This is a genomic window from Hymenobacter montanus (assembly GCF_014699115.1).
Taxonomy (GTDB): Bacteria; Bacteroidota; Bacteroidia; order Cytophagales; family Hymenobacteraceae; genus Hymenobacter; species Hymenobacter montanus.
Map to the genome: position 1 here is coordinate 34,113 of NZ_JACXAD010000018.1, position 23,605 is coordinate 57,717.

The 23,605-nt window shown below is 57.7% G+C and carries 21 protein-coding genes and 2 tRNA genes; 6 read left to right on the plus strand and 17 right to left on the minus strand.

All coding sequences use genetic code 11. The features are described from left to right. Nucleotides 1–240 precede the first annotated feature (240 nt). On the minus strand, nt 241–1,905 hold the full coding sequence (gene ettA / locus IC235_RS15375; protein WP_191006083.1) for an energy-dependent translational throttle protein EttA: 1,665 nt from the start codon (nt 1,903–1,905) through the stop codon (nt 241–243). 341 nt (nt 1,906–2,246) lie between these two features. Between ettA and IC235_RS15380 the strand changes: the two genes are divergently transcribed. Then, nucleotides 2,247–3,566, plus strand: coding sequence for a DUF349 domain-containing protein (locus IC235_RS15380; protein ID WP_191006084.1), 1,320 nt, complete (start codon nt 2,247–2,249; stop codon nt 3,564–3,566). A 100-nt stretch (nt 3,567–3,666) separates the two neighbouring features. Beyond that, nucleotides 3,667–3,888, plus strand: coding sequence for a DUF2795 domain-containing protein (locus IC235_RS15385; RefSeq protein WP_035561220.1), 222 nt, complete (start codon nt 3,667–3,669; stop codon nt 3,886–3,888). A gap of 258 nt (nt 3,889–4,146) precedes the next feature. Here the strand turns inward: IC235_RS15385 and IC235_RS15390 are convergent, their stop codons facing one another. The 3 genes from IC235_RS15390 to IC235_RS15400 all read right to left on the minus strand — a co-directional run bounded on the left by IC235_RS15390 (nt 4,147) and on the right by IC235_RS15400 (nt 8,130). Then, nucleotides 4,147–5,355 (minus strand): lycopene cyclase family protein, encoded by a 1,209-nt coding sequence (locus tag IC235_RS15390; RefSeq protein WP_191006085.1) that lies wholly within the window; start codon nt 5,353–5,355, stop codon nt 4,147–4,149. A 308-nt stretch (nt 5,356–5,663) separates the two neighbouring features. Then, nucleotides 5,664–6,377 (minus strand): LOG family protein, encoded by a 714-nt coding sequence (locus IC235_RS15395; protein ID WP_394355273.1) that lies wholly within the window; start codon nt 6,375–6,377, stop codon nt 5,664–5,666. A 523-nt stretch (nt 6,378–6,900) separates the two neighbouring features. After that, nucleotides 6,901–8,130, minus strand: coding sequence for a Glu/Leu/Phe/Val dehydrogenase dimerization domain-containing protein (locus IC235_RS15400; protein ID WP_191006087.1), 1,230 nt, complete (start codon nt 8,128–8,130; stop codon nt 6,901–6,903). 373 nt (nt 8,131–8,503) lie between these two features. Here IC235_RS15400 and IC235_RS15405 point away from each other — a divergent pair, with 373 nt between their 5' ends. Further along, nucleotides 8,504–8,824, plus strand: coding sequence for an ArsR/SmtB family transcription factor (locus tag IC235_RS15405; RefSeq protein ID WP_046244304.1), 321 nt, complete (start codon nt 8,504–8,506; stop codon nt 8,822–8,824). Between the two features lie 76 nt (nt 8,825–8,900). Here the strand turns inward: IC235_RS15405 and coaE are convergent, their stop codons facing one another. The 8 genes from coaE to IC235_RS15445 all read right to left on the minus strand — a co-directional run bounded on the left by coaE (nt 8,901) and on the right by IC235_RS15445 (nt 15,311). Continuing rightward, complete coding sequence (gene coaE / locus IC235_RS15410; protein ID WP_191006088.1) at nt 8,901–9,506, minus strand: dephospho-CoA kinase; 606 nt, start codon at nt 9,504–9,506, stop codon at nt 8,901–8,903. A 7-nt stretch (nt 9,507–9,513) separates the two neighbouring features. Next, a complete protein-coding gene (locus IC235_RS15415; RefSeq protein WP_191006089.1) occupies nt 9,514–10,236 on the minus strand; it encodes a YbbR-like domain-containing protein in 723 nt (240 codons plus the stop codon). A gap of 2 nt (nt 10,237–10,238) precedes the next feature. Then, on the minus strand, nt 10,239–10,568 hold the full coding sequence (yajC, locus tag IC235_RS15420; protein ID WP_191006090.1) for a preprotein translocase subunit YajC: 330 nt from the start codon (nt 10,566–10,568) through the stop codon (nt 10,239–10,241). 18 nt (nt 10,569–10,586) lie between these two features. Then, nucleotides 10,587–11,105, minus strand: coding sequence for a DUF1573 domain-containing protein (locus tag IC235_RS15425; protein ID WP_191006091.1), 519 nt, complete (start codon nt 11,103–11,105; stop codon nt 10,587–10,589). A gap of 144 nt (nt 11,106–11,249) precedes the next feature. Beyond that, nucleotides 11,250–12,248, minus strand: coding sequence for an isocitrate/isopropylmalate dehydrogenase family protein (locus IC235_RS15430; protein WP_191006092.1), 999 nt, complete (start codon nt 12,246–12,248; stop codon nt 11,250–11,252). A 135-nt stretch (nt 12,249–12,383) separates the two neighbouring features. Then, nucleotides 12,384–12,695 (minus strand): YtxH domain-containing protein, encoded by a 312-nt coding sequence (locus IC235_RS15435; protein WP_191006093.1) that lies wholly within the window; start codon nt 12,693–12,695, stop codon nt 12,384–12,386. Between the two features lie 149 nt (nt 12,696–12,844). Then, entirely contained in the window at nt 12,845–14,008 is a 1,164-nt protein-coding gene (nusB, locus tag IC235_RS15440; RefSeq protein ID WP_223847337.1) for a transcription antitermination factor NusB, read from the minus strand. Nucleotides 14,009–14,219: 211 nt separating this feature from the next. After that, nucleotides 14,220–15,311, minus strand: a complete 1,092-nt coding sequence (locus IC235_RS15445) for a Glu/Leu/Phe/Val dehydrogenase (protein WP_191006095.1) — start codon at nt 15,309–15,311, stop codon at nt 14,220–14,222. Between the two features lie 194 nt (nt 15,312–15,505). Here IC235_RS15445 and IC235_RS15450 point away from each other — a divergent pair, with 194 nt between their 5' ends. Beyond that, nucleotides 15,506–17,290 carry an ABC transporter ATP-binding protein gene (locus IC235_RS15450; RefSeq protein ID WP_191006096.1) on the plus strand — a complete coding sequence of 595 codons (1,785 nt, stop codon included), beginning with the start codon at nt 15,506–15,508 and terminating at the stop codon, nt 17,288–17,290. 361 nt (nt 17,291–17,651) lie between these two features. Here IC235_RS15450 and IC235_RS15455 read toward each other — a convergent pair whose 3' ends face one another. Further along, nucleotides 17,652–18,074, minus strand: coding sequence for a T9SS type A sorting domain-containing protein (locus tag IC235_RS15455; protein WP_191006097.1), 423 nt, complete (start codon nt 18,072–18,074; stop codon nt 17,652–17,654). 193 nt (nt 18,075–18,267) lie between these two features. Between IC235_RS15455 and IC235_RS15460 the strand changes: the two genes are divergently transcribed. Together IC235_RS15460 and IC235_RS15465 are read left to right on the plus strand one after the other, a co-directional pair. Continuing rightward, a tRNA-Pro gene (locus IC235_RS15460) sits at nt 18,268–18,341 on the plus strand. A 101-nt stretch (nt 18,342–18,442) separates the two neighbouring features. Next, nucleotides 18,443–18,516: transfer RNA gene (locus IC235_RS15465), tRNA-Pro, on the plus strand. A 92-nt stretch (nt 18,517–18,608) separates the two neighbouring features. Here the strand turns inward: IC235_RS15465 and IC235_RS15470 are convergent. The 4 genes from IC235_RS15470 to IC235_RS15485 all read right to left on the minus strand — a co-directional run bounded on the left by IC235_RS15470 (nt 18,609) and on the right by IC235_RS15485 (nt 23,426). Next, a complete protein-coding gene (locus IC235_RS15470) occupies nt 18,609–19,130 on the minus strand; it encodes a hypothetical protein (protein ID WP_191006098.1) in 522 nt (173 codons plus the stop codon). A 12-nt stretch (nt 19,131–19,142) separates the two neighbouring features. Then, complete coding sequence (locus IC235_RS15475; protein ID WP_191006099.1) at nt 19,143–20,297, minus strand: zinc-dependent alcohol dehydrogenase; 1,155 nt, start codon at nt 20,295–20,297, stop codon at nt 19,143–19,145. A gap of 713 nt (nt 20,298–21,010) precedes the next feature. Further along, nucleotides 21,011–21,538: a hypothetical protein gene (locus IC235_RS15480; RefSeq protein ID WP_191006100.1), complete on the minus strand. Its 528-nt coding sequence runs from the start codon at nt 21,536–21,538 to the stop codon at nt 21,011–21,013. A 55-nt stretch (nt 21,539–21,593) separates the two neighbouring features. Next, nucleotides 21,594–23,426, minus strand: a complete 1,833-nt coding sequence (locus IC235_RS15485) for an ABC transporter ATP-binding protein (RefSeq protein WP_191006101.1) — start codon at nt 23,424–23,426, stop codon at nt 21,594–21,596. Nucleotides 23,427–23,605: the final 179 nt, after the last annotated feature.

Here is a 23,605-nt window from a genome sequence, read left to right on the forward strand (position 1 = left end):
ATTAGAGCAGTTTTCGCATAGGAAGGAATTAGAAATAAAGAATTAAAAATCAGCTGGTCAATTTTTAATTCCTAAAAAACGGTACACAGACTTGAGAACCGCTCTATTAAGCCCTGGTCATCTTGCTCCGGGAGAAATAGTCGTTGTTTGTTCGCCATTTTGCACGTATGGAACGCATGCTCTAAGTAGAGGGCTATACGTCTGATTGAGTAAGGCTTGTTCTCCCCTAAGCCCTAATCGCTACCCCAGCTTCTTATACCGTACGCGCTTCGGCTCCACGTCGCCGAGGCGCTTGCGCTTGGCTTCCTCGTAATCGGTAAAGTTGCCCTCGAACCACACCACTTCCGAGTCGCCCTCAAAGGCCAGGATGTGGGTGGCCAGCCGGTCGAGGAACCACCGGTCGTGGCTGATGATAACGGCACACCCAGCGAAGTTTTCCAGCGCGTCTTCCAGGGCACGGATGGCGTTGACGTCGAGGTCGTTGGTGGGCTCATCGAGCAGTAGCAGGTTAGCGCCCTGCTTGAGCGTCATGGCCAGGTGAACGCGGTTTTTCTCCCCGCCGCTCAGCATGGCTACTTTCTTCTCCTGGTCGCCGCCGCCGAAGTTAAACTTGCTCACGTAAGCCCGGGAGTTTACCGGCCGGCCCGCCAGCAGCATGGTTTCGGTGCCGCCCGTGATGGTGTCGAACACCGACTTGCCGGGGTCCAGGGTGTCGTGCTGCTGGTCGATGTAGGCCGTTTGCACCGTGGGGCCCACTTCAAAGGTGCCCGCGTCGGGCTGTAGCTGGTTGGTGATGAGGCGGAAGAGCGTGGTCTTGCCGGCGCCGTTGGGCCCGATGATGCCCACAATGCCCCCCTGGGGTAGGGCGAAGCTCAGGTTTTCGAACAGCAGCTTGTCGCCGAAGGCTTTCGTGATGCCGGCCGCCTCAATCACTTGCGAGCCCAGGCGCGGGCCGTCGGGGATGAACAGCTCCAGCTTCTGCTCTTTTTCCTTGGCTTCCTCGCTGGCCAGCTTGTCGTAGTTGGCCAGGCGGGCTTTGCCTTTCGACTGCCGGGCTTTAGGCGACATGCGAACCCAGTCCAGCTCGCGCTGCAAGGTTTTCATGCGCTTGCTTTCGGTGTTCTCTTCCTGCGCCAGGCGGGCAGTTTTCTGCTCGAGCCAGGAGCTGTAGTTGCCCTTCCACGGAATGCCCGAGCCGCGGTCCAACTCCAAAATCCAGCCCGCCACGTTGTCGAGGAAGTACCGGTCGTGGGTTACGGCGATGACGGTGCCCTTGTATTGCTGCAAGTGCTGCTCCAGCCACAGCACGCTCTCCGCGTCGAGGTGGTTGGTGGGCTCGTCGAGCAGCAGCACGTCGGGCTCTTGCAGGAGCAGGCGGCACAGGGCCACGCGGCGCTTCTCGCCGCCCGACAGGTTCCCAATAATAGCTTCCTGCGGGGGCGTGCGCAGGGCGTCCATGGCGCGCTCCAGCTTGCTGTCGAGGTTCCAGGCATCAAGTTGGTCGAGGCGTTCCTGCACTTGGCCCTGGCGGTCCAGCAGCTTGTCGAAATCGGCATCTTCCGCTCCGAAGGCCTCGTTAATTTCATCAAACTCTTTCAGCAAGGCCACGGTTTCGGCCACGCCTTCTTCCACTACTTCCCGCACGGTTTTGCCGGGGTCAAGCTGGGGCTCCTGCTCCAGATAGCCTACCGAATAGCCGGGCGAAAACACCACTTCTCCTTGAAACTGCTTATCGACCCCGGCAATAATTTTCAGCAAGCTCGACTTACCCGAGCCGTTGAGCCCGAGCACGCCAATCTTAGCGCCATAAAAAAACGAGAGGTAAATATTCTTGAGAACTTGCTTTTGGGGTGGGTAAATTTTACTCACGCCGGCCATGCTGAAGATGATGGTCTGGTCGCTCATGGGGCTTGGGGTGATGAGGTAATGAAAGGATGCTAGTAGAAGAGAAACGAAGCCTACCAACTTATCTCCTACCGGGCAGTAATTGCCTGGTCGACGAAGGAAGTCGGGGCGCAAAGAACGGTAAGGGCACCTTGGCAAACCACACCTTATTATCTCCGTTGCCCCGCTGGCTCGGCCCTCGAATACCGCCGCACCCCATTCCCCGCCGCCTCATCACGGAAAGAGCGCACCACTCCTCGCCCTTTCATCACCTTTTTACCGTAAACTTGTAGCTCTTTCCATATCCTCTTTCCAGTCGCTACCTACTAATCTATACGCCTACCCACGAGCTTAACTATTGTATGGAACCAACTGACCCCTTGCTGGCCGAAGCCAAGTACTATGGCTACGTGGAAGCCGGCGGTGTATGGCTGCGCCCGGTGCTAGGCCAGCCCGCCCGCCAGATAGGCCTGGTCAAAGAATCGGACGATGCCTCCCTGCGCTACTTTGCGCTGCGCTTCGAAGCGCTGCACGACAAAGTCGACGCGTTGCTGGATCGGATGGACGCCAGTGAAAACAAGGGTTCCTTTCTGATGAAGGCGCGGCACCTCAAAGAGCAGCTGCTGACCTACGAGGGCCTCGGCGACTTCGACTACCTGCACCGCCTGCTTACCGAAGCGGAGGAAGACATTGCCGTGACCGTGGCCCAGAACCGCGAAAAAAACCTGGCTACGAAGCTCGGCTTTATTCAGGAAGCCGAGGCCCTCAGCCAAAGCGTGGAGTGGGTATCGGCCAGCGAAAAGGTGAAAGACCTGCGCCAGGGCTGGCTGAAAACCGGGCCCGTCGACAAAGCCTTGACCGAGCAGCTGGAAGATCGTTTTCAAACGGCCATTCAGGCCTTTTTCAACCGCCGCAAGGCCTTCCAGGCCGATAAAAAGGCCATGAACTCGCGCGTGCAGGCGCGCTACCGCGAACTCATTCAGCAAGCCGAGAACCTGAAGAATTCCGACCAGTTCGAAACTACTTCGCGCCAGCTCAAGCAGTTGCAGCAGGCTTGGCGCGAAGTGAATGGCACCTTGCCCAAAAAGCAGGCATCCGAGTTGTGGACGCGCTTCCGGGCCGCCAACAACCACTTCTTCGAGCGCCTGAAAGCCCATATTGCGGCCCAGCAAGCCGCCGGGGCCCCCGGCACCCCGGCCCCGCCCGACGTGCTGCTGGCTCGGAAGCGCGCCCTCGCCGAGCGCGCCGAAGCCCTGATGAGTATTGCTCCCCAGGAAGCCATTCATCAAGCCAAGGCCCTCCAGGCTGAGTGGAAACAGGTGGGCACGGTGCGGGGCGAGGAGTCGGACCGCGTTTGGCAGCGATTCATGGTGGCTTGCGATAAAATATTTGAACTCAGCGCGCTCGAATACCACCTGCGTAAACGCCTGGGCGGCGAGCCGGCCGCTTCCTCGGCGGCCGAGCGCGCCCGCTTCCGGGCCACTACGCTGCGCGAGCTGCTCAAAGACGACCACCAGGAATTGGAGGTGTTGCGCGATAACTTCGCCAAGCTCAGCCCTAGTGCCGCCAATGATGCCTTCCGGCAAATGCTACAAACAAAAATTCGTTCGTTCGAACGCAAGATTCGCACGAAAAATGACCTGATTGCCTTATTTAGCCAACAGGCTCAACTGGCCGGCTAACTTTACTTCAGCTTTTGCGTTGTCGGTTTTAGCTCGATTGCGGGCTTGCGTTCCGAAAGGAAACCCTTACCTTCGCCAACCTTTTTTTATCCTCCTCATTATGTACTGGACACTCGAACTTGCTTCCTACCTGGAAGATGCTCCCTGGCCCGCCACCAAAGACGAACTGATTGACTTTTCTATCCGCTCGGGTGCGCCCATGGAAGTGGTTGAGAACCTGCAAGCCCTGGAAGACGACGGCCAGCCCTACGAAAATATCGAGGAGGTGTGGCCCGACTACCCAACCAAGGAGGACTTTATGTTCAACGAGGATGAGTACTAATCCTCTGCTTGGTTGAGTAAGTTACCTTATTGAGGTAGGCGAATTAGCATCTGTTAGAGGCTAATAGAGTCTGCTGCGTCAGTACTTCAGCAAATCGGTCTATTCAGATTGAGTATATGGTTGCGGGCGGCCCCGGCAGGGTGCTGGTCCGCAACTTTTTTTGTGCTTACCCCCGCCAGCTTCGTTGTACTAGGAACTCACCGAATGGGGGAGTCGGCCTGCTTTGGGCACACTTACCGTCGAGCGCATTGATCCATTTCAGTCCTCATTCTTCACTAGCTGACGTCGCCCTGGCTTGCCGCGCAATACTTGCGCAATGGAACGCATAAAGGGTCCCGGGGTCACCGAGTTCAGCACCCGTAAGTTATCGGCCCAGGAAGTGGTTTCGTCCAGAAAGCGCAGAATACGTTCTACCGGGTTGCGCTCGAATAGCTCCCGGAAAATGTCGCGCGTGGTTTCGCCCTGCCGTTGCATGATGTCCAGCAGTAAGGTATCAAACAGGCGAAACTGCCACTTGTCGCCCGTCGGGTCGGCGGGCGGGCGACCGGTGCTGGCCAATGCGGTTACCAGCCTCGCCGACTGCTGCTGAATGCGTTTGAAGGCATAGCCCGTGCTGGGTTTGGCGCGCCCACCGCGCGTGCCGATGTTGATTATGTGGGCTCCCTGGCGGACGGGCAGCGGGTGGTCCGTCATCGGAATAACCCCCACTTCCTCGGCCACAACATGGTAGTGTTTTATGCCCAATGTGGTGCTTAGGTAGTGCCTAATTGCTACCTCGTAGTCAGCTTTGGGCAAGGGCCTGGTTGAAAATAGCGTATACTCAACCAGGGCTTTGCGGGCCGTAAAAGGCAATACGTACATGAACCGGGCCTCTTGGTGCTGCTCCCCCCGGAAATCCATGAACTCGACCACGGTGGGGTCGAAAGCATCGGTTTCGGTTTCCACTTCCCAGCCCACGAAATGCTGCAGTAGATAACGGTGCTTACCAAGATTAGGCTCAATAGCCGGCGGCCGGCCGTCGAACCCGTAACGGGCCGCAAACACGCCCGCGCTGCTACGGGCCCGCACGCCGGCCAGTGTGTTTTCGAGGGTTTCTACCGTACCTCGCACGAAGGTAAACCCAGGGCTGGCGGCCAGCGCCTGGCGCACAAACTGGTAGTAGTCCAGCCCGCGAATCATGCGGTAGCGATAACTGCCCAGGTCGATAACCTTGTCGTAGCCAGGAGTGCGAAAGGCTAGCTGCCGCCACTCGTGGGCGGCAATGCCGTCAAATACCATCGGCTCATCGGCCCAGTACGACCACGTGCGGTCATTCTGATCTTTGGCTTCGGGCTCGATCATAAGCACCTTCTGGCCCGCCAGGCGCGGCTCTTGCGCAATGTGATACGCCAGGCTGAGGCCGGCTGCCCCTCCACCTACGATTAAGTAGTCATACTCCATGCTGGCAGTGGTGGTGGGCGAAGTCATAAGCGAAAGTATGGCTGATGAAGCTGTAAGAGCCTGTTCGGGTATTTAGGTTTTGGTCCTGCTCTATCTGGTGTCCGCTGGTCGAAGCAGTTCTCCCGCTTTGTTAAGCGAGGCCAAACGCAACGGTATAGGGCTTCGACCAGCTCAGCAGGACGTTCTAACGAGCCTTCAAAAGTCAACCACGCTGTAAAGTAAAAACCAGCTTCGGCAAACAAAAGGCTGCTTCGTAAGAAGCAGCCTTTAAAAAGGAGGAACTGCCAAAGTGCGGTTCTCAATTCGTTAACAACCCTGAAATCAGCCCTAACAATTTAGAAGTTAGGCGACAACAAATATTTATGATAGAAGTCGTCAATGATTTTCACCGCCTCACTGGCGTCGTCCACAATCTGCACCAGGTTTAGATCTTCGGGTGAGATGTTATGTTCCTCGGCCAGCATCACGTTCTTAATCCAGTCAAACAAACCATTCCAGTACGCGGAGCCCACCAGCACAATGGGAAAGCGGCTGATTTTTTTGGTTTGAATTAGGGTCATGGCTTCAAACAGCTCATCCAGCGTGCCGAAGCCGCCAGGCATGCCTACGAAGGCCTGGGCGTATTTCACGAACATCACCTTCCGCACGAAGAAATAGTCGAAGTTGATGCACTTGTCCTGGTCGATGTAGATGTTATGAGTCTGCTCGAAGGGCAATTCGATGTTGAGTCCCACCGACTTACCGCCTTCGGCGCGGGCGCCTTTGTTGCCCGCTTCCATAATGCCAGGGCCGCCGCCGGTAATAACGCCGTAGCCGTGGCGTACCAGCTTTGAGGCAATTTCCTCAGCCATCTGGTAGTACGGGTTATCCGGCTTGGTGCGGGCCGAACCAAAGATGCTGACGCAGGGTCCGATTCTGGACATCTTCTCGAAGCCCTCCACAAACTCCGCCATCACCTTAAAAATCTGCCAGCTATCGGCAATCTTTATTTCGTTCCAGTCCTTGTCGACCAAGGCCTTGCGTAGGCGCTGCTCGTCTTCAAGGGCCATGGCGGGCTCTCCTTCGGCTTGCTGGCGCATTTCGGTAATGGAGGTCAGCTTATCGTCGTTGATGTTGGGCTGCTTGATGGTTTTGCCGCTGCCGGCGTTCAGCAGCTCATCCGCGATCTTGGTTCGGCTGGTTCTTGATTTTTTCAAAGTAGACATATGTACGATGGGAATTCCTTCTAAAACAAAATCGCCCCGTGAAGGGGCGACCAAAAGTAGGGCGTCAAAGTTACCAAATTGTTACCAAACAACCGCCATTTTGTTCGGGATATTCTAGTGTTTACCATGCAGTAGGCAACCGGGCTAAGGCTGACTTAGCCCGGTTGCCTACTGCATATCCGGGACCGTTGCCGTGGGGACCTTACGCAACGCCTACGGAGCGGGCCCCCATCTGCTTTAGGCGCAGAGTCCGATGGAAGGGGAGCTTGGCGCACCTACGTACTGCCGCGGTGGGGGCCGGGAGGCTCTCTTCCCGCAGAGGGAAAACGGGCCAGGAAGAGGCGCTACTGCAAGGGTAATTCCGCTATTACACGAGCTGCCGTAAGGCCATTTCGAACGAGCGCTGGGCGATGCCCACGGCTTGCGGGTTTTCCTGGTGGGTGCGCTCAAGCGCGGCTCCGATGATGCGCGAGGTATCGGCAAAAATGGCTTGGTCGGTAATCTCGGTGCCCGTTTGCATAAGGTAAGCAAACACGCGGGCCATGCCGCAGTTCGCGATGAAATCGGGAATGACCGCTGTATGTTGGTCGGCGAACTCACCCGTGGGACCAAAGAATATCTCGGGGTCAGCAAATGGCACATTGGCGCCGCAGCTGATTACCTTGAGGCCCCCCGCCAGCAATTGTTCCACTTGGCTCCGGGTCACCAGTCGCGACGAAGCCGCCGGAATGAAAATGTCCGCGCCCACAGACCAGATTCGCTCGTTCACCTCCGTGAACGAGAGCAGGTTGTCGGCCGTTAAGGAGTTGCCTTGGCGGGCGAGTAGCAGCGCCCGAACCTCTTCCAAGCCAAAGCCTTCGGGGGTTAGGAAGCCCCCGGCGCGGTCGATGATGCCCACGATGCGCACCCCCTGCCCGGCCAGGTAATAGGCCGCTGCCGCCCCTACGTTGCCCCAGCCCTGAATGATGGCGCGCTGCCCGCGTACTTCCGTGCCGGCCCAGAGGCGGTAGTAGTGGCTTACGGCCTCGGCCACTCCATAGCCGGTAATAAGGTCGGCCACCGTGTATTTACGAGCCAGGCTCGGGGAGAAGGCCGCGTCTTCTACTACTTTCACCACCCCTTGGCGGAGCTGTCCCAGCTTCTGAATTTTCTGGGGTTCCGTGGCGTGGTAGTGGCCATTTACAATGCCCTCCTGCGGATGCCACAGGCCGTACTCCTCCGTGATGGGTATAACCTCGTGAATCTCATCTACGTTGAGGTCGCCACCCGTGCCGTAGTAGTTCTTCAGCAGAGGGAAAACGGCCCGGTACCATCGTTCCAGCACGCCGCGTTTGCGTGGATCCTGCGGGTCGAAGTTGATGCCCGATTTCGCTCCCCCAATTGCGGGCCCCGATACCGTGAATTTCACTTCCATGGTTTTCGCCAGGCTTTCTACTTCGCGCTTATCCAACCCCTTACGCATGCGCGTGCCGCCCCCCGCCGCGCCGCCGCGTAAGGAGTTGACTACGACCCAGCCTTCCGCTTCAGTTTCTGAATCTTTCCACTCGAAGACAATTTCGGGGCGTTTGTTTTCAAATTTGGCTAACAGATCAAGCATGAGTGGAAAAAAGATTTTGCAATGAGAGTAAGGCCCTAAAGGTACTGGTGAGCCCTTAGAGTATCCGAGAACCAGTCCGGGTAGCCCGCGATACGGCGGAACTATTGGTCATCAAATAAACGCCGGGTAGCAGCGTTACTGCTGCTTCGAACCCGTGGCAGCGCCATTGTGGGTGCCCCCCTTCGGAAAGCAACTGAAGACCAAAATGCAATCCGGTTAGAGGTAAAACTCGTAGATACTTGAGTATTTTAGTTGTAATTAGACGTTTTTATACTATTTTGCGCCATAATTAGGAACTACCTAATCAGATACACTGTATTGCGCTTATTCTACCTCTATTTTTTCCATTTTTCTCAACTTTTTATTAAATTTCATGAAACCATTGCATTCGCGTGTAGAAGCGCAACAGTTGGACCGTGCCGCGGCTATGCTCAAGGTTCTCTCCCACCCGAAACGGTTGGCTATTGTTGATTTGCTGGGCAAAACCAAAGGCAAAGACAGCCAAATGTCTGTGACGGATATCTACCAAGCTCTCGACCTGCCCCAGGCTATTGCCTCGCAGCATCTTATCACCCTTAAAGACCGTGGCGTACTGAAATCCAGCAAAATCGGCACGAAAATTTATTATTCTCTGGCTGTTCCCCAATTACTTAAAGTAATAGACACCTTAGAAGATTATTCCGGTAAGCTATAGTTGCAGCCATAGTACGGTAGCAGTTAAGCGTTCAAGGTCTACCAGAAGGAGGCTGTTTCGAGAGAAGCAGCCTTTTTTATGTCGGTCGAGCGGCGGTGAATGCCTGGTGCAGGGCTAACACCTGGGGCAGCAGCGGCCGCACATCGTCGTTGATCAGCACATAGTCGGCCCGCTGCATTTTCGCTTCCTCGTCGAGTTGCTTGGCCATGATAGCTTGCACCTCGGCGGCCGAGCGGTGCGGGTCGCGCCGCCGCACGCGGGCTTCGCGCACGGGCTGGGGAGCGAACACCGTGATGACGCCGTCGAGCTGCCGGTAGACGCCAGCCTCGAAAAGCAAGGCGGCTTCCTTAAGTACGTAGGGGTGGCCTGCTTGCTCCTGCGCCGCCCCCCAGCGCTCGAAGTCGACTCCCACGCACGGGTGAACCAAGGCGTTGAGCTGGGCCAGTCGCTCCGGATTGTGAAAGACCGTGGCAGCCAGTGCGGGGCGATTCAGCCGCCCCGCGACATCGTAAATATCGGGGCCGAATGTGGCGCTCAGCTGCTGCCGCAGGCTCTCATCATGTTCCATCAGCCAGCGGGCCCGCGAATCGGCGTCGTAGGTGGGCACGCCCAGCGCGTGGAATAGGCGGCTGGCGATGCTTTTGCCGGACCCAATGCCGCCCGTAATACCAATGCGTAACATATGATGGCTACCGAGTAGGTGAGGGGCGTCGGGGTTTCGGGAAGTCCACCGCGTCGGGTTCGGGGAGCACGCGCACTTTCCGCACCGAAGCTCGCACGCGCGGCGGTGTTTTCAGGGACGTTTCCACTTCCCCGGTGCGGCGGTTCCCAAAGTCCGGGGGCAACGCCACCGGGTAGGGGTCGGGCAGGTTATTCACCACGCTGGCCGGGCCCTGGAAGGTGACCGTTGCTGGCCGGAAGCGAACCGAAAAAAGCCCCGCGGAACCAGGTACCAGTGTTAGCTGACGGCTAACGTAGCGGTCAAAGGTGAGCCGCAGGGTGTCGCCCGCCCATTCGTTCACCTGCACACCTTCCAGCGCCGTCTGCAGGCCCCGCCGCCAGGCATTGGCGGGCAGGTAGCGGGTGCCGGGCAGGGGCACGGGGTGTAAGTCGGCGGGATGGATGCCCCAGCCCAGGTTGGCTCGTAGTAGGCGCCAGCCCTGTCCCGTAACCGTAACGGGTACAGCCTCGGGCAGAGGGCGCAGGGGCACGTAATGCAGCGAATCGTAGTGCCACACCAAGGGCAGACTTAAACGGGTGGTGTAGGTCTTATTCAGGGCATTCATCTGCCAGAAAAGACCGGCCGCCAGCAAGCACGCCGTCACGGCCCGGTAGAAGCTGGGCTCTTTGCCGGCGAAAGGGCGCACAAACCAACGCAGCAGCTCACCCGCCCGGCTCAGCAGCCCATTCATGACTAGGCCGGGGTGATGCCGTCGGTGCCAGCACTCGCTTTGCTGCCCACTTCGCGGGCAATGGCGGAGCGGTCGAAGCGCAACTTGGTGCCCCGGTCTACTTCCACCACCACGGTTTCCTCGGTGAGGTCAACCACCAGGCCATGCAATCCGCCAATCGTTACGATGCGGGCACCCTTGGCCAGCGACTGGCGGAACGCCTTGGCCTCGGCCGAACGCTTTTGCTGAGGGCGAATCATGAAGAAGTACACTACTACGGCAATGGCTACGGGAAAAAGCAATTGCGTGAAGTCTGCTCCACCAGCAGCTTGCAACAATAAGGTCAGGAACATGAAGTTGAGATAAATGACTTACAAAGGAGCCGCGCTACCGGCCGCATCGAGCACGTTGCCTTTGATGAGGATGGTAGTGATGCTGGGTTGGGTATTAGCCCGTACCGCTACCTGCTTGCTGATGATACCGCGCTTGCCGCGGCTATCGAACTGCACTTCGATGCTGCCCTGGGCGCCCGGCGCTACGGGGGCTTTGGTCCAGCTGGGCGTGGTGCAGCCACAGGAGGCGGTAGCATCTTCAATCAGCAGGGGCGATTTGCCCGTGTTGGTGAATGTGAAGGTATGGCGCACCTTAGTGTCGGGCTTAATGTCGCCGAAGTCGAATTCGGCCTCGGCGAACTTCATGACCGGCGCGTTGGGGTTCGGGGCCTCGTTCTCGCTCACCACGTTGGGGTTATCCACCACGGGGTTAGCCTTGGTATCGTCGGCTACGGCAGTGGCGGCGGCGTTCATGCCCTCGGTCCCTACCTCGGCCGTTTTATCGCGGTTGCAGGCCAGTAGCAGGAGGGCAGCGGCAAAGATAATCGGGTATTTCATGGGAGTGATGGAAGCGCGCAACGGCGCATTCCGGCGTTGAGCGAACATATAACAAGTGTATCGAATAACCGGAGCTGGGCGGCCGTACAGCGTGCCCGGCCCGGGCAACACGCGCTGGCCGTCCGGTTCCGGTAGACCTTCTTCCTAGAGCTTGTCGATGATGTGTTGAGCAAACTGGCTGGTGCTGGCCTGGCCGCCGAGGTCGCCGGTGCATTCCTCCTGGCGCAGGAGAGTGGCATCGAGGGCGTGCTCGATTTGGTTGGCCTTGGCGTGTTCGCCAAGGTGACGCAACAGCATCAGAGCCGAGCGGAGCAGGGCCGTGGGGTTGGCCTTGCCCTGGCCGGCAATGTCGGGAGCCGACCCGTGCACGGCTTCGAACACGGCCATTTCGTCGCCGATATTAGCGCCGGCCACTACCCCGAGGCCACCCACCAGGCCCGCGCACAGGTCCGAAAGGATATCGCCAAACAGGTTCGTGGTCACCACCACGTCGAACTGCTCGGGCTTGTTCACGAGCTGCATGCACATGTTGTCGATGATTTTATCCTCGAACACAATTTGCGGAAACTCGGTGGCGGCTTCTTTGCAGGCGTTCAGCATGAGCGTGCCGGCCATCTTTAAGATGTTGGCTTTGTGAGCCAGGGTCACCTTTTTACGGCCGTGCTTGGCGGCGAAGGCGAAGGCCGCGCGACAGATTTTGCGCGAGCCGTCCATCGTGATCCGGTTGAAGGAGTCGGCAATGCCCAAGCGTTCGTCATACACTTCCAGGCCCGAGTACAGGCCCTCGGTATTCTCCCGAAACAGCACCAAGTCGATGCCTTCGTAGCGGGTGTGGACGCCCGGCGTGGTTTTGCTGGGCCGCACGTTCTGGTACAGGTCGTACTTCTGACGCAGCGTCACGTTGATGCTGCGGAAACCTTTGCCCACCGGCGTAGTAATCGGGCCTTTCAATGCCACCTTATTCTTTTCCAGCGACTTGAGCAGGGCTGCCGGAATCAGCTCGCCCGACTGGTTGAACGTGGTTTGACCGGCATTCTGCTCGTCCCATTGCACCGGCACCTGGGCCGCGCTAAAGATGTCGGTGACGGCTTTGGTAATCTCGGGGCCGATGCCGTCGCCGGGAATAAGGGTTACTACGTGCATGCTACTTGAAAGTAATGAAGAGATAATATAATAGTAGGCTGATGAGGTCGGGAAGGTGAAGGAGAGCAGTGCCCACAACAAATGCCGTGGGCCTGGGCTTCTCCCTGCCTCATTACCTCATCGCCTCATCACCGATTAAATCACCTTGCGGGAATTGATTTGGTTAATAAGTTGGTCAACATCGCCGAGCAGTTGCTCGGCTTTGGACTTAGCGTCGGAGATAACGCGCTGGCCTTCGCTCTTGGCCGAAGACTGGCCGGAGGCTTCGCGGCTGGTCACGAGGCTGTCGGTGAGGTCGGCCAGCACCGAGCGGTACTTTTCTAGTTGGTAACTAAGCCAGGAGCGGGTTTCGGTGCCGGGTTCGGGGGCATAGAGCAAGCCAAGGGCCGCGCCGGTGAGGGCGCCGCCCGCGAAGCACAAGATGCCGGTGGTGGTTTTGCTGGCCATGGTTATAGAAGTTGAGGGAGGGAATGTAGAATGATTAAGATTCAAGCAGACGTACGAAAAAACGCGGCCGCAGATGCTAATGCAAAGGTGGCAGGGGCAACTCAATATCGAACTATCAGCGGCGGGTTTCTCCGTAACCCCGAGGGGCGCTATTGGTTATCCAATAACCCGCGGCCCGATTTACGAATGTCGCCACTAGCCGCCAAATCTTGCGCCAGCTTATCCAGAATGCCATTCACAAACTGCTTGCTCTTAGGGGTGCTGTAGAGCTTGCTGATTTCAATGTACTCGTTGATAGTCACTTTGACCGGAATACCGCGAAAAAGCTGCATTTCGGTGAGGGCCATCTTCAGGATGATTTTATCGAGCAGGGCCACGCGCTCCACGTCCCAGTTCTGTACCGAGCCGGCGATGAGCTTTTCCATCTTGTCGTCTTCGAGGAGCGTCTGCCGATAGAGCGTTTCGGCAAATTCGCGGTCGTCGGCCCAGTTGGCCGAGAGGTTCATCAGCTCCTGCTTCTCATCGGCGGCAAAGGGCAGCATCTTCAGCGTCTTCAGCACCAGGTTGCGCACGATGGGCCGGTTTTCCTCCCAGTTCAAATCGTCGGCCTCAAGCTGGCGTGGTAGGGCTTCCCCTTTGAATACGAAGTCCTTGTACAGATGCCGCAGGATTTCCAGGTCGGCGTCGTAGTCGGCTTCGGCAGCCCCGCTGGGCTGGCCCGTCAGGTAGGTACGCACGACTTCGTCGGCCTTCATTTCCTGCCAGGCGGCGCGCAGGGCTTCGGTTTCTTCGGCTCCGTCCCAGGCCAGCTTGCGCCGGATGGTTAGGTCCTGGAGCTGCTCGTTGGCCATCAGCTTGGTAATAGCCGCGTTCTGATGCAGGCGGCTGGCGTCCAGGGCGTCTTCGCGCGGGCCGAGGCGGCGGCGTTCCTCCCGGCTCTGCTCTTCCTCGATCACGCCCAGCAGGGCGGCGGGCAGGTTAAGTAAGTGCAGATATTGGTCGTGGATGCTCTCGGCTCCCACCATCAGCTGCCCGCCGAAAAAGGTAGCGTCCTTTTTTACCTGCGCCTCAAAGAAGCTGATGGCGTCAGCCAGTGCCTTGTCCACGGCCTGGTCGTCGGTCTTTTCGGGCGCCGTACCGGTGCGGTACCACTCGCGCAGCTGGGCTTCACCCAGCTTGCGCTGGCCTTCCAGCCGCCGGCGGTCGGGCGCTTCTTTGGCGGTTAGGTCAGGTTCAAAAGCAGCCGCGATACGGTCCTGCGCCAGCAGCAAATCAGCTCCTACCGCTTGGTGGTAGGAGTAGAGCGACTGCATAACTTTAATACGAAGGAGGCGGCGGTTCAGCATTTTTATGAATCAGTTGTGAGTTGTGGGTTGTCAGCCCAACTAAAAAAGAACGTCATGCCGCGTGTAACGAAGCAGCAGCGAGTGCTCTTACTCGTTGGCTCCGCCGGCCGGGGGTACCGCCAAGCGGGCCAGCTACTTCGCGGTGTTCGGCATGACGTTCTTTTCGTCCGGGTAACAATTAGTAGGTCGACTTCACCTTGCCTACGCTGGCAATCCGCTCCTTGGCTTGCTTGATGGCCGCGGCCTGCGGATGCGTACCTTCTTCTTCGGCTTTGGCCAGCACCTGGAGGGTGAAGTCGTAAATTTTTTCGGTTTGGGTTAGGGCTCCCTGGCGGCTGGTGCCGACTACTTCGGAGTAGACGTTGATGAGGCCACCGGCGTTGATGAGGAAGTCAGGCGCGTACACGATGCCGCGTCGTACCAGCTCGGGACCGTGAATGTTCTCGGTTTTGAGTTGGTTGTTGGCGCAGCCCGCCACTACCTGGCATTTCAGCCGCGGAATGGTGTCGTCGTTCAGCGTGGCCCCCAGGGCGCAGGGCGAGTAGATGTCGAGGTCCTGGTCGTAGATGTCTTCCAGCCCCACAGCCTGCGCCCCGAAGCGGTTAGCGGCATCGAGCGCCCGGTCCTCGTAGTAATCGGTCACGATGAGCTGGGCGCTTTCTTTCTTTAGGTGTTCGAGCAGGTAAGTGCCGACGTGGCCCACGCCCTGCACCCCAATGCGCTTGCCCGCCAGGCTCTCCGAGCCGAAGGCTCTTTTGGCGGCGGCTTTCATGCCCATGTAGGTACCGTAGGCCGTTACCGGGGAAGGGTCGCCGGAGCCGCCCATGCTTTCAGGCAGGCCGGCCACGTGCTGGGTTTCCATGCGGATGTACTCCATGTCCTTGGTGGTCATATTCACATCCTCGGCCGTGATGTACTTGCCGTTGAGGTTCTTCACGAAGCGGCCGAACTTGCGGAGCAGCGCCTCGGTCTTCAGCGTCTTGGCCTCCCCAATGATGACGGCCTTGCCCCCGCCCAGGTTCAGGCCCGAGATGGCGGCCTTGTAAGTCATGCCGCGCGACAGTCGGAGCACGTCGTTCAGGGCTTCCATGTCGCTGGCGTAGTGCCACATGCGGGTGCCACCCAGCGCGGGGCCCAGCACCGTATTGTGGATGCCGATAATGGCCTTCAGGCCCGTCTCGTGGTCGTGGCAAAACACAACCTGCTCGTGCTGATGTTCGGCAATCTGACCAAAAATGGCCTCGGGAGCCAGGGTTTGGGCTTCAATCATAGGGATGAATGAAATAAGGGTGGTGGGAATTTGAAAAAGGAGGGTAGGGAACAGAGCGGCGTAACTTTGTTGGGTCTTATACGGAGAAGCTGAAAGGTCATGCCAAGCAGCGCGAAGCATAACGTTTTAGATTCTCTATTCAAGCTGCAAAAGTACCCTTATTTTCCCATACCGGCCTCTTTTTCATCCAGCCCGTGCGCGCCCTATCCGCCGTTAATCCCTTCATTTTCCGCTATAAATGGCACTTCCTGGCGGGCGTGCTTTTCGTGGCCCTGAGTACGTTGCTGGCCATCTTTCCCGCCCAACTGGTGCGCTACGCCTTCGATCTGGTGAATGAGGGCATCGACCTCTATCACCTCTACGCCGGCACGCAGGCTCAGGCCGGTGTGTACCAGTTGTTTGGCCGCAACGTGCTGCTGTATGGGCTGCTTATTATCGGGCTGGCCCTGCTGCGCGGCATCTTCCTGTTTTTCATGCGCCAGACCCTGATTGTAATGTCGCGGCACATCGAGAACGACCAGAAAAATCAGATTTACCAGCACTACCAGTCGTTGCCCCTCAGCTTCTACCGGCGCCACAGCACCGGCGACTTAATGTCGCGCATCTCCGAGGACGTGAGCCGCGTGCGCATGTACCTCGGCCCGGCCATTATGTATTTCCTGCAGCTGGTGCTGCTGTTCGTGCTCATCGTGCCGCTTATGCTGCTGGTAAACGTGAAGCTGACGCTCTACACGCTGTTGCCGCTGCCCGTCTTGTCGGTCAGCATCTTTTACGTCAATAACTTGATTGAGCGCAAGTCCGACGAGATTCAGAAGGCCTTATCCGGCATGACGACCTTCGTGCAGGAGGCTTTTTCGGGCATTCGGGTGCTAAAATCGTTCGTGCGCGAAGCCGATTCGCACGCCCAGTTCACGAAAGCCAGCAACGAGTACAAGGAGAAATCACTGAGCTTAAACTTCGTCAACTCGCTGTTCTTTCCGCTGATTCTGTTTCTGATTGGCTTGAGCACCCTCATCACCGTGTGGGTAGGCGGGCAGGAGGTCATCCGGGGCACCATCACCACGGGCACCATTGCCGAGTTCCTGATTTACGTGAACCTGCTCACCTGGCCGGTAACGGCCCTGGGCTGGACCTCGTCGCTGGTGCAGCGGGCCGAGGCCTCCCAGGCCCGCATCAACGAGTTTCTCAACCAGAAAACTGACATTATATCCCGCCAAAACGTGCAGCGCGAGCTGGTGGGAGACATTGTGTTCGACCACGTTTCCTTCACCTACCCCGACACGGGGATCCAGGCGCTGAAAGACGTCAGCTTTCGGGTGCTCCCCGGCCAAACCCTGGCGGTTATTGGCAACACTGGCTCCGGCAAAAGCACGGTAGCCGCCTTGCTCTGCCGCTTGTACGACGTGTCGGCCGGCACCATCAAGGTAGACGGTATCGACGTTCGCGACTACGCCCTGACGGCGCTGCGCGGCCAAATCGGCTACGTGCCGCAGGATGTGTTTCTCTTTTCGGACACTATTCGGAACAACATCAACTTTGGCCTCGACCAGCCCGACGAGGCCCGAATGCTGCAGGCGGCCAAAGATGCCGACGTGTACGAAAACATCCTGGCTTTTCCCGAAGGTTTCGATACCAAGGTCGGCGAGCGGGGCATCACGCTCTCCGGGGGGCAAAAGCAACGCGTGAGCATGGCCCGCGCCCTCGTAAAGGAACCCAAAATCCTGATTCTCGACGACTCCCTTTCCGCAGTCGATACCAAAACTGAGAATGCCATTCTCGGCAGTCTGCAGCGCATTATGGCCCAGCGCACCAGCCTCATCATCTCGCACCGGGTGAGCTCGGTGAAGCTGGCCGATGAAATCCTCGTCCTCGACGACGGTGTAATTGTCCAGCATGGCACCCACGAAGCCCTGATGGCTGATACCGACGGCCTCTACCGGGCGCTGTACGACCGACAGTTGCAAGCCGAAGAAGCGTAAGAGCGACTCACTGGGTTGATTGGAGGGTTTTATCTGGGGCCAGCCAACTGGCGGCTTTCTCCACAAACGAAAAGCTGATTTTATACGGGCTGCCAATCTGCGTATCGCCTATAAAGCAAGTCAACACGCGTTGTTGCCTGTAGCGTTGCGACAGGCCGTGCCCGAGGGAAGTCAATAGCTATGACAGTGGCTGGCCCCTGCTATTCGGTACGGGGAGTTTCGCGGGATATATAGTGGCCCCTTGAGCTCACAAACGATGGCACGATGACAAGCACCGAACCAAGTAAAGAGGATAATTGGCAACCGCTGAAATAGCAGGCTCGGGGTACGAGGTCCATGAAGTAGGGCGGCGCTACTTGGCTTATTTGCCGATTACCACCCGGCGCATGCCACTCTTCTCGTAAGCCGAGCAGCGCACGATGTAGGAGCCGGCAGGGAGTTGCTTTACATTGAGCAAGGCGGGAGTCTGGCCGTTCATCATGGTATAGGTGAGCACGGGGCGACCAGCTACGTCGGTTACTTCTATGCGAGTTGGGCCAGGGTTATCGGTTTTCACGGTGAGGCGGCCCGCGGCTACCTCGGCCTTTACTTTAATGGCATTAGGGTTGGCAGCCGGGGTCTCGGGAGCGGGCGCGATGAGGGGAGCGGCACCGGGGGCAGGCGCGGCTGGAGCCGGGGCTGCGGGCTTGGGAGCGGCTACGCCGTTGGGCAAAATAGCATCTTGTGCCTGAGCGACTACGGGGAGGGAAAAACTGACTAACAATAGCAGGAATAACTCTTTCATAATAGATATGCGAGATGGTGGCGCTAAGAATTGTTGAAGTGTAAAGTTAGCAAATTTTGAAACTAACCACTACCTAAGGCGATACAAGCGCCGTGCCAGCACGACCGAGCCGGAGCCAGCCGCCAAAACTTTATTTGACGTCAGCTTGCGCTAAATCCGAAAAAGCCCTTACCTTTGTCGCTCCAATGCCAATCGGGGTGTAGCGTAGCCTGGTATCGCGCCAGCATGGGGTGCTGGAGGTCGTAGGTTCGAATCCTGCCACTCCGACGGTAGAGCAGCCGCTCTCAAAAGCCTCCGAACTTCCGGGTTCGGAGGCTTTTTTCGGCCGCGGATTGGACACAGTACAGGTCGCCCCATCGGCCTGATTTCGGGGTGTAGCGCAGCCCGGTAGCGCGCGTCGTTCGGGACGACGAGGCCGTAGGTTCGAATCCTGCCACCCCGACCCCGGAAGCTTCCAACCAAAAAGCCCACTGAACAATAGTCCAGTGGGCTTTTTGGTTAGGTGCCCATTGCTTGCCCGACGCCTAAGGGTGGCTAGCGGTAGCGGCCCGTGCGCGAAGGCAGGCGCTTGCCGCCCCGGCCTCGGCTTAGCAGCACTGCCGCGCCGCCCGCAAGGGCTACCACCGTTGCCATCTTCACAATCAGGCTGGTCTTATCGTATTTCCACTGGGCCCGGTAGCCTTTCTCGGCGAAGATATTGGGAACGTGGCCGTGTACGAGGTCATCCAGAACTCCCTCTACCACGTTGACGCGATCGGCCAAAAGGAGTGGTAGCCAGTGGAGATAGCTGTTTTCGCTGTACCGGAAGGCGAACCGGCGAATCATCCCGCTGAGCCCGCTGGGGGGAGCCGAGGTACCGAAAACGGCCGGAATGTTTGGCCGCTCGTTGGAATGCAGCACCTCAATGTCGATGGGCTGTTGTACGGGGCGCTCCCAAGTGTACCCAGCATGGTCTTCGGCAGTGCGCTGCCTCATGGGGTACGTGGGGTCGTTCTTGGGGTCGGCATCAATGCCCCAGCCGTTGATCTTTTTGTGGTCTGTGGTGGTCGTTTCCATAATCGTGGGGCTTTACATTCCGGCGGATGGGGGGATGAGAACAGGTTTAATACAGTTATCCAACTTGGCGGAAAAGATCCGATAGCCATCGGCTACTTCTTCCAGGGGCAGCCGGTGCGTAATCAGTGCTTTAGGATTGAGCACACCATTTTGCACGTGGTCGATCAGCCGTGGCAGCAGCCGCTTAACGGAAGCTTGGTTGGCTCGGATGGTAATGCCTTTGTTTACCACGTTGCCGATGGGCACGAGGTTGTCGGTAGGGCCGTACACGCCTACGATGGAAACTACCCCACCTTTCCTGACTGCGTTAATGGCCCAGTGCAGCGCCGTGGCGGAGCCAGCTTGCAAGAGCATTTTCCGGCCGGTAATGGTTTGTAAGGCGTTGCCCGCAGCTTCGGCGCCCACAGCGTCGATGCAAACGTCGGCCCCTATCCAGTCGGTAGTCTTCTTGAGAAACACCACGGGGTCTTCCAGTTCCCGGAAATTGTAGGCTTCGCAAGAGGCGTAGTTGCGCACAAACTCCAACCGGTACTCAACGTGGTCAATCACGATGACGCGAGCCGCGCCGAACAGCCAAGCGCACCGCGCGGCCATGATGCCCACCGGGCCGGCCCCAAAAACCACCACCGTGTCGCCGGGCTGAATGCCGGCCATTTCCGCTGCCTGGTAGCCCGTGGGTACCACGTCGGTCAGCATCACGGCGTCGTCGGGATCCATGCCGGGCGGGATCACGGTGGGCCCCACGTTGGCGTAGGGCACGCGGGCGTATTCGGCCTGCCCTCCATTATGGCCGCCGGCGGTGTGGGAGTAGCCAAAAATGCCCCCCACGGCCGTCGCTTGGGGGTTCGATTCGTGGCAGTTACCAAAAAGGCCCTGCTTGCAAAAGATGCAGCGTCCGCAAGCAATATTAAACGGGACCAGCACGTGGTCGCCCACTTTCAGCTTGGTTACTGCCGAGCCAATTTCTTCTACTACGCCGGTGAATTCGTGGCCAAAGGTCATGCCCACGCGGGTATCGGGTACGTTGCCATTGTATAGGTGCAGGTCCGAGCCGCAAATGCAGGAACGGGTGACCCGCACAATGGCATCCTCGGGATGCTCTATCTCGGGCTTGGGTTTCTGACTAGCGCGGACCCTTTTCGGCCCCCGGAAATTCATAGCTAGCATAGGGATTCTCTTTAGTGATTAGTGGGAAAGGACCTCTAACGGTTAGCCGACTTTCTCAAGGCTGTTAGAATGGCCTCAAAGCTGGAAAAGCGCAGCATACTGTTGATAAGCTCTACTTAGCTGGTTATTTTATAGTTACTGGAACCGTTTTAATGAATAGTAATTACGTATTAATACTTGAGGTTAGCCTGATAGGTATCAGTATAAATACTAGAGCGAATCAACTTGCCTGCAAGCTCAAGCGGAAGAAAGATTCGAAAGGTGCTAGGTTGTCGGCAGCGCAGTAGCCTGCGGGTAGAATAGTCTTGCAGTGCGGCATAGACGCCAGATGAATCTGTCACCGCTACGCGGCTATCAGCCACTTTGCCTTTTTGTGCTACCTTCTACCAACCGGTCGCCACTACGCGGCTAGTTCCTAACCTAAACCTGAGAGTAGTGAGAAGATGGTTGGGAAGTGCTGCGGACTGATCTTCTTCGCTAGCGCGTGTTCTGGACTATGCAGGGAGCTGCGGCGGTTTTTGAATCAACCATTTTTCCTGGCCGTATTAAGCATCTGCGCTAGTGAAGCAAGTGCCCGAGCTGGCTTCTTTACCCTCTTACCTGGTTTTCGGCGACGCGCAAGCTCTCAGTGCATAACCCGCACTAGGAACAGCATCACGTTCCCAAGTTGATTTGCCTACCCCTTTCGTAACCCCGGTTTCGGGCAGGTAAGGCTATTTCACTCCTAGCCACATCTCGGAGGCTCCGTCGGTACCGAACCGCTCCAGGTAGAGGTCGCCCCGCTGAGTGAGTTTTCTGGCTTTAACGGCGGCCAAAGCGGCGGGATAAAGCTTATTGGGAGCCAGCAAGTAGCTCACGTCAGTGAGACGGGCGACTACCACGCGCTGGCCTGCCGGCACCAAACGATAGCGGAAGCCCGAGGGGAGGGACTGGGTAGTGTCGGCCACGGCCAAGCCAATAAAGGCGGTAATGGTATCGTGCGCGGCTTCGGAGTCGTTGAGGTAGAGGTTGGCCAAGTCACCACGGAGCTGCTGCTGGGTCTGCACGTCTTTGGCTTTGCGAAACAACTGCCCAAAGGCCTCGCTGCGCACCGAGCCGTGGTAGGGCTGCCCGGCCAGATAAACCGGAGCCGCCGTGGTTTCGAGCGTCACCCGTGGCTCCCGCATACCGCCGAGGTATACGTAAGTGCCCGCCGCGGCCAGGGTGAGCAGGATAATAGCGAGGAAGAGGTAACGGACCATGTAGGTAACTGATTGTTAAGGGCAAACAATCAAGGTGAGGAGAATAAGTAGGAAGCTAGGACGCTTCAGGCAGCTGCTCTTGGGCAATGGGTAGCGGCTTCTCATCGCTGGCTGAGGGCTCACCAGTGACGTACTGCATGCGATAAAGCTGGGCGTAGTAGCCGTTTTCGATGCGCAGCAGCTCGTCGTGGGTACCGGTTTCCTTGATTTCGCCCCGGTCGAGAACGATAATTTTGTTGGCTTTCTGGATGGTGCTCAGACGGTGGGCAATAACGAGCGAGGTGCGGCCTTGCATGAGCTTTTCAATAGCCGACTGAATCAGCTCTTCGGTTTCCGAGTCGACCGATGAGGTGGCTTCGTCGAGCACGATAACGCGGGGCTGGTACACCATAGCCCGCACGAAGCTGATAAGCTGGCGCTGGCCCACCGACAGGGTGGCACCCCGTTCCATTACGGGGTAGTTGAGAGCACCCGGCAGGCGCTCGATGAAGCGCCGGGCGCCCACGAGGTCGGCCGCTGCCCAGATTTGGTCGTCGGTGATGGTTTTATTGCCGAGCGTAATGTTGTCGCGGATGGACCCGGCGAAGAGAAACACATCCTGCAGGACGATACCGATTTGGCGGCGCAGCAAGCTCAGGTCGTACTCGCGCAGGTCGCGGCCATCGATGCAGATGCTGCCTTCCTGGATGTCGTAGAAACGGCTCAGCAAGTTGATGATACTGGTTTTACCCGCCCCAGTAGCGCCCACGAAGGCAATGGTCTGGCCCGGCTGCACGTGGAAGCTGATATCCTTAAGCACCCACTCGGGCTCGTTGTAAGCAAATTTGACGTGCTTGAACTCGACGTCGCCGCGTAGCTCGGCGGGGGCGTAGGTGCCGGTGGTAGCTACCAACTCTCTGTTGTCAAGCAGCTTCAGCAGACGCTCGGTGCTTACCAGGCCCAGCTGCAGGGTGTTAAACCGGTCGGCAATCTGGCGAATGGGGCGGAAAAACAGCGCGTTGTACATGATAAACGCAACCAGGGCCCCCTTGGAAATCGTGCCTTCAATCTGCCCTTGGGCCGCGTACCACACCAGCAGACCTACCCCAATGGCCCCCAGCACCTCGGCCACCGGAAAATAAATGCTGTAGTACAGCACCGAGCGGATGTTGGCCGCCGTGTGTTCCTTGTTGATGGCTTCGAACTTGCGAAACTCCCGCTCCTCGTTGTTGAAAATCTGAACCACGTTCATCCCTGTCAGGTGCTCCTGCACGAAGGAGTTGAGCTTGGCCACGGCGGTGCGCACGTCTTGAAACGAAGCTTTCACCTTCTCCTTAAACACGTACGTGGAGAAGAGCAGGGGCGGAATCACCGACAAGCTCACCAGCGTCAGCCGCCAGTCGATGTAAAACATGAACGCCATGATAAAGAGCAGCTGCAGGATATCACCCGCCATGGCGGCCAGGCCTTCGCTGAATACATCGGACAAGGTTTCGACATCGGAAATATTCCGCGTGACCAGCACCCCGATGGGCGTGCGGTCGAAGAAGCTCAGCTTGAGGCCCAGTAGGTGGCGGTAGAGGTCAGTGCGGATATCGCGGACGATGTATTGGCCCAGCCAGCCGCCGTAGTACGTCTGCAAATAGCTCACGCCGGCGTGCCCCACCAGCAGCACCAGCAGCAGCAGAAACATGGTATTGAGGCCCCTCACGTCGCCCTGTTCGATGCTTACATCGACCATGCGCTGAATAAGAAATGGTCGTAGCGTGCCGAGCACGGCGGTAGCCACCGTAAGCACAATCAGGCCAATGAACACGCGCCGGTAAGGGCGCACGTAGGCCAGCAGCCGGCGCAATACGGCCCAGTCGAACACCTGGCCGGTTTTAGTAGCGGAAGTAGTAGGGTCCATAAGTCAAGCAAAGGTCGGAGGTAAACAGCGTAAGCCTCCGAAAGGTGTACCGTGAGGAGTTGCTAGAGCGGTTCTCAAGTCCGTATACCGTTTTTTAGGAATTAAAAATTAAAAATGAAGAATTAAAAATCTGTTGGTCAATTTCTTAATTCTTCATTTTTAATTCCTATGCGAAAACT

Coding starts and splice junctions, on each gene's coding strand:
- ettA (WP_191006083.1), bottom strand. CDS start 1,905: ATGAGCGACCAGACCATCATCTTCAGCATGGCCGGCGTGAGTAAAATT.
- IC235_RS15380 (WP_191006084.1), top strand. CDS start 2,247: ATGGAACCAACTGACCCCTTGCTGGCCGAAGCCAAGTACTATGGCTAC.
- IC235_RS15385 (WP_035561220.1), top strand. CDS start 3,667: ATGTACTGGACACTCGAACTTGCTTCCTACCTGGAAGATGCTCCCTGG.
- IC235_RS15390 (WP_191006085.1), bottom strand. CDS start 5,355: ATGACTTCGCCCACCACCACTGCCAGCATGGAGTATGACTACTTAATC.
- IC235_RS15395 (WP_394355273.1), bottom strand. CDS start 6,377: ATGGCCCTTGAAGACGAGCAGCGCCTACGCAAGGCCTTGGTCGACAAG.
- IC235_RS15400 (WP_191006087.1), bottom strand. CDS start 8,130: ATGCTTGATCTGTTAGCCAAATTTGAAAACAAACGCCCCGAAATTGTC.
- IC235_RS15405 (WP_046244304.1), top strand. CDS start 8,504: ATGAAACCATTGCATTCGCGTGTAGAAGCGCAACAGTTGGACCGTGCC.
- coaE (WP_191006088.1), bottom strand. CDS start 9,506: ATGTTACGCATTGGTATTACGGGCGGCATTGGGTCCGGCAAAAGCATC.
- IC235_RS15415 (WP_191006089.1), bottom strand. CDS start 10,236: ATGAATGGGCTGCTGAGCCGGGCGGGTGAGCTGCTGCGTTGGTTTGTG.
- yajC (WP_191006090.1), bottom strand. CDS start 10,568: ATGTTCCTGACCTTATTGTTGCAAGCTGCTGGTGGAGCAGACTTCACG.
- IC235_RS15425 (WP_191006091.1), bottom strand. CDS start 11,105: ATGAAATACCCGATTATCTTTGCCGCTGCCCTCCTGCTACTGGCCTGC.
- IC235_RS15430 (WP_191006092.1), bottom strand. CDS start 12,248: ATGCACGTAGTAACCCTTATTCCCGGCGACGGCATCGGCCCCGAGATT.
- IC235_RS15435 (WP_191006093.1), bottom strand. CDS start 12,695: ATGGCCAGCAAAACCACCACCGGCATCTTGTGCTTCGCGGGCGGCGCC.
- nusB (WP_223847337.1), bottom strand. CDS start 14,008: ATGCAGTCGCTCTACTCCTACCACCAAGCGGTAGGAGCTGATTTGCTG.
- IC235_RS15445 (WP_191006095.1), bottom strand. CDS start 15,311: ATGATTGAAGCCCAAACCCTGGCTCCCGAGGCCATTTTTGGTCAGATT.
- IC235_RS15455 (WP_191006097.1), bottom strand. CDS start 18,074: ATGAAAGAGTTATTCCTGCTATTGTTAGTCAGTTTTTCCCTCCCCGTA.
- IC235_RS15470 (WP_191006098.1), bottom strand. CDS start 19,130: ATGGAAACGACCACCACAGACCACAAAAAGATCAACGGCTGGGGCATT.
- IC235_RS15475 (WP_191006099.1), bottom strand. CDS start 20,297: ATGCTAGCTATGAATTTCCGGGGGCCGAAAAGGGTCCGCGCTAGTCAG.
- IC235_RS15480 (WP_191006100.1), bottom strand. CDS start 21,538: ATGGTCCGTTACCTCTTCCTCGCTATTATCCTGCTCACCCTGGCCGCG.
- IC235_RS15485 (WP_191006101.1), bottom strand. CDS start 23,426: ATGGACCCTACTACTTCCGCTACTAAAACCGGCCAGGTGTTCGACTGG.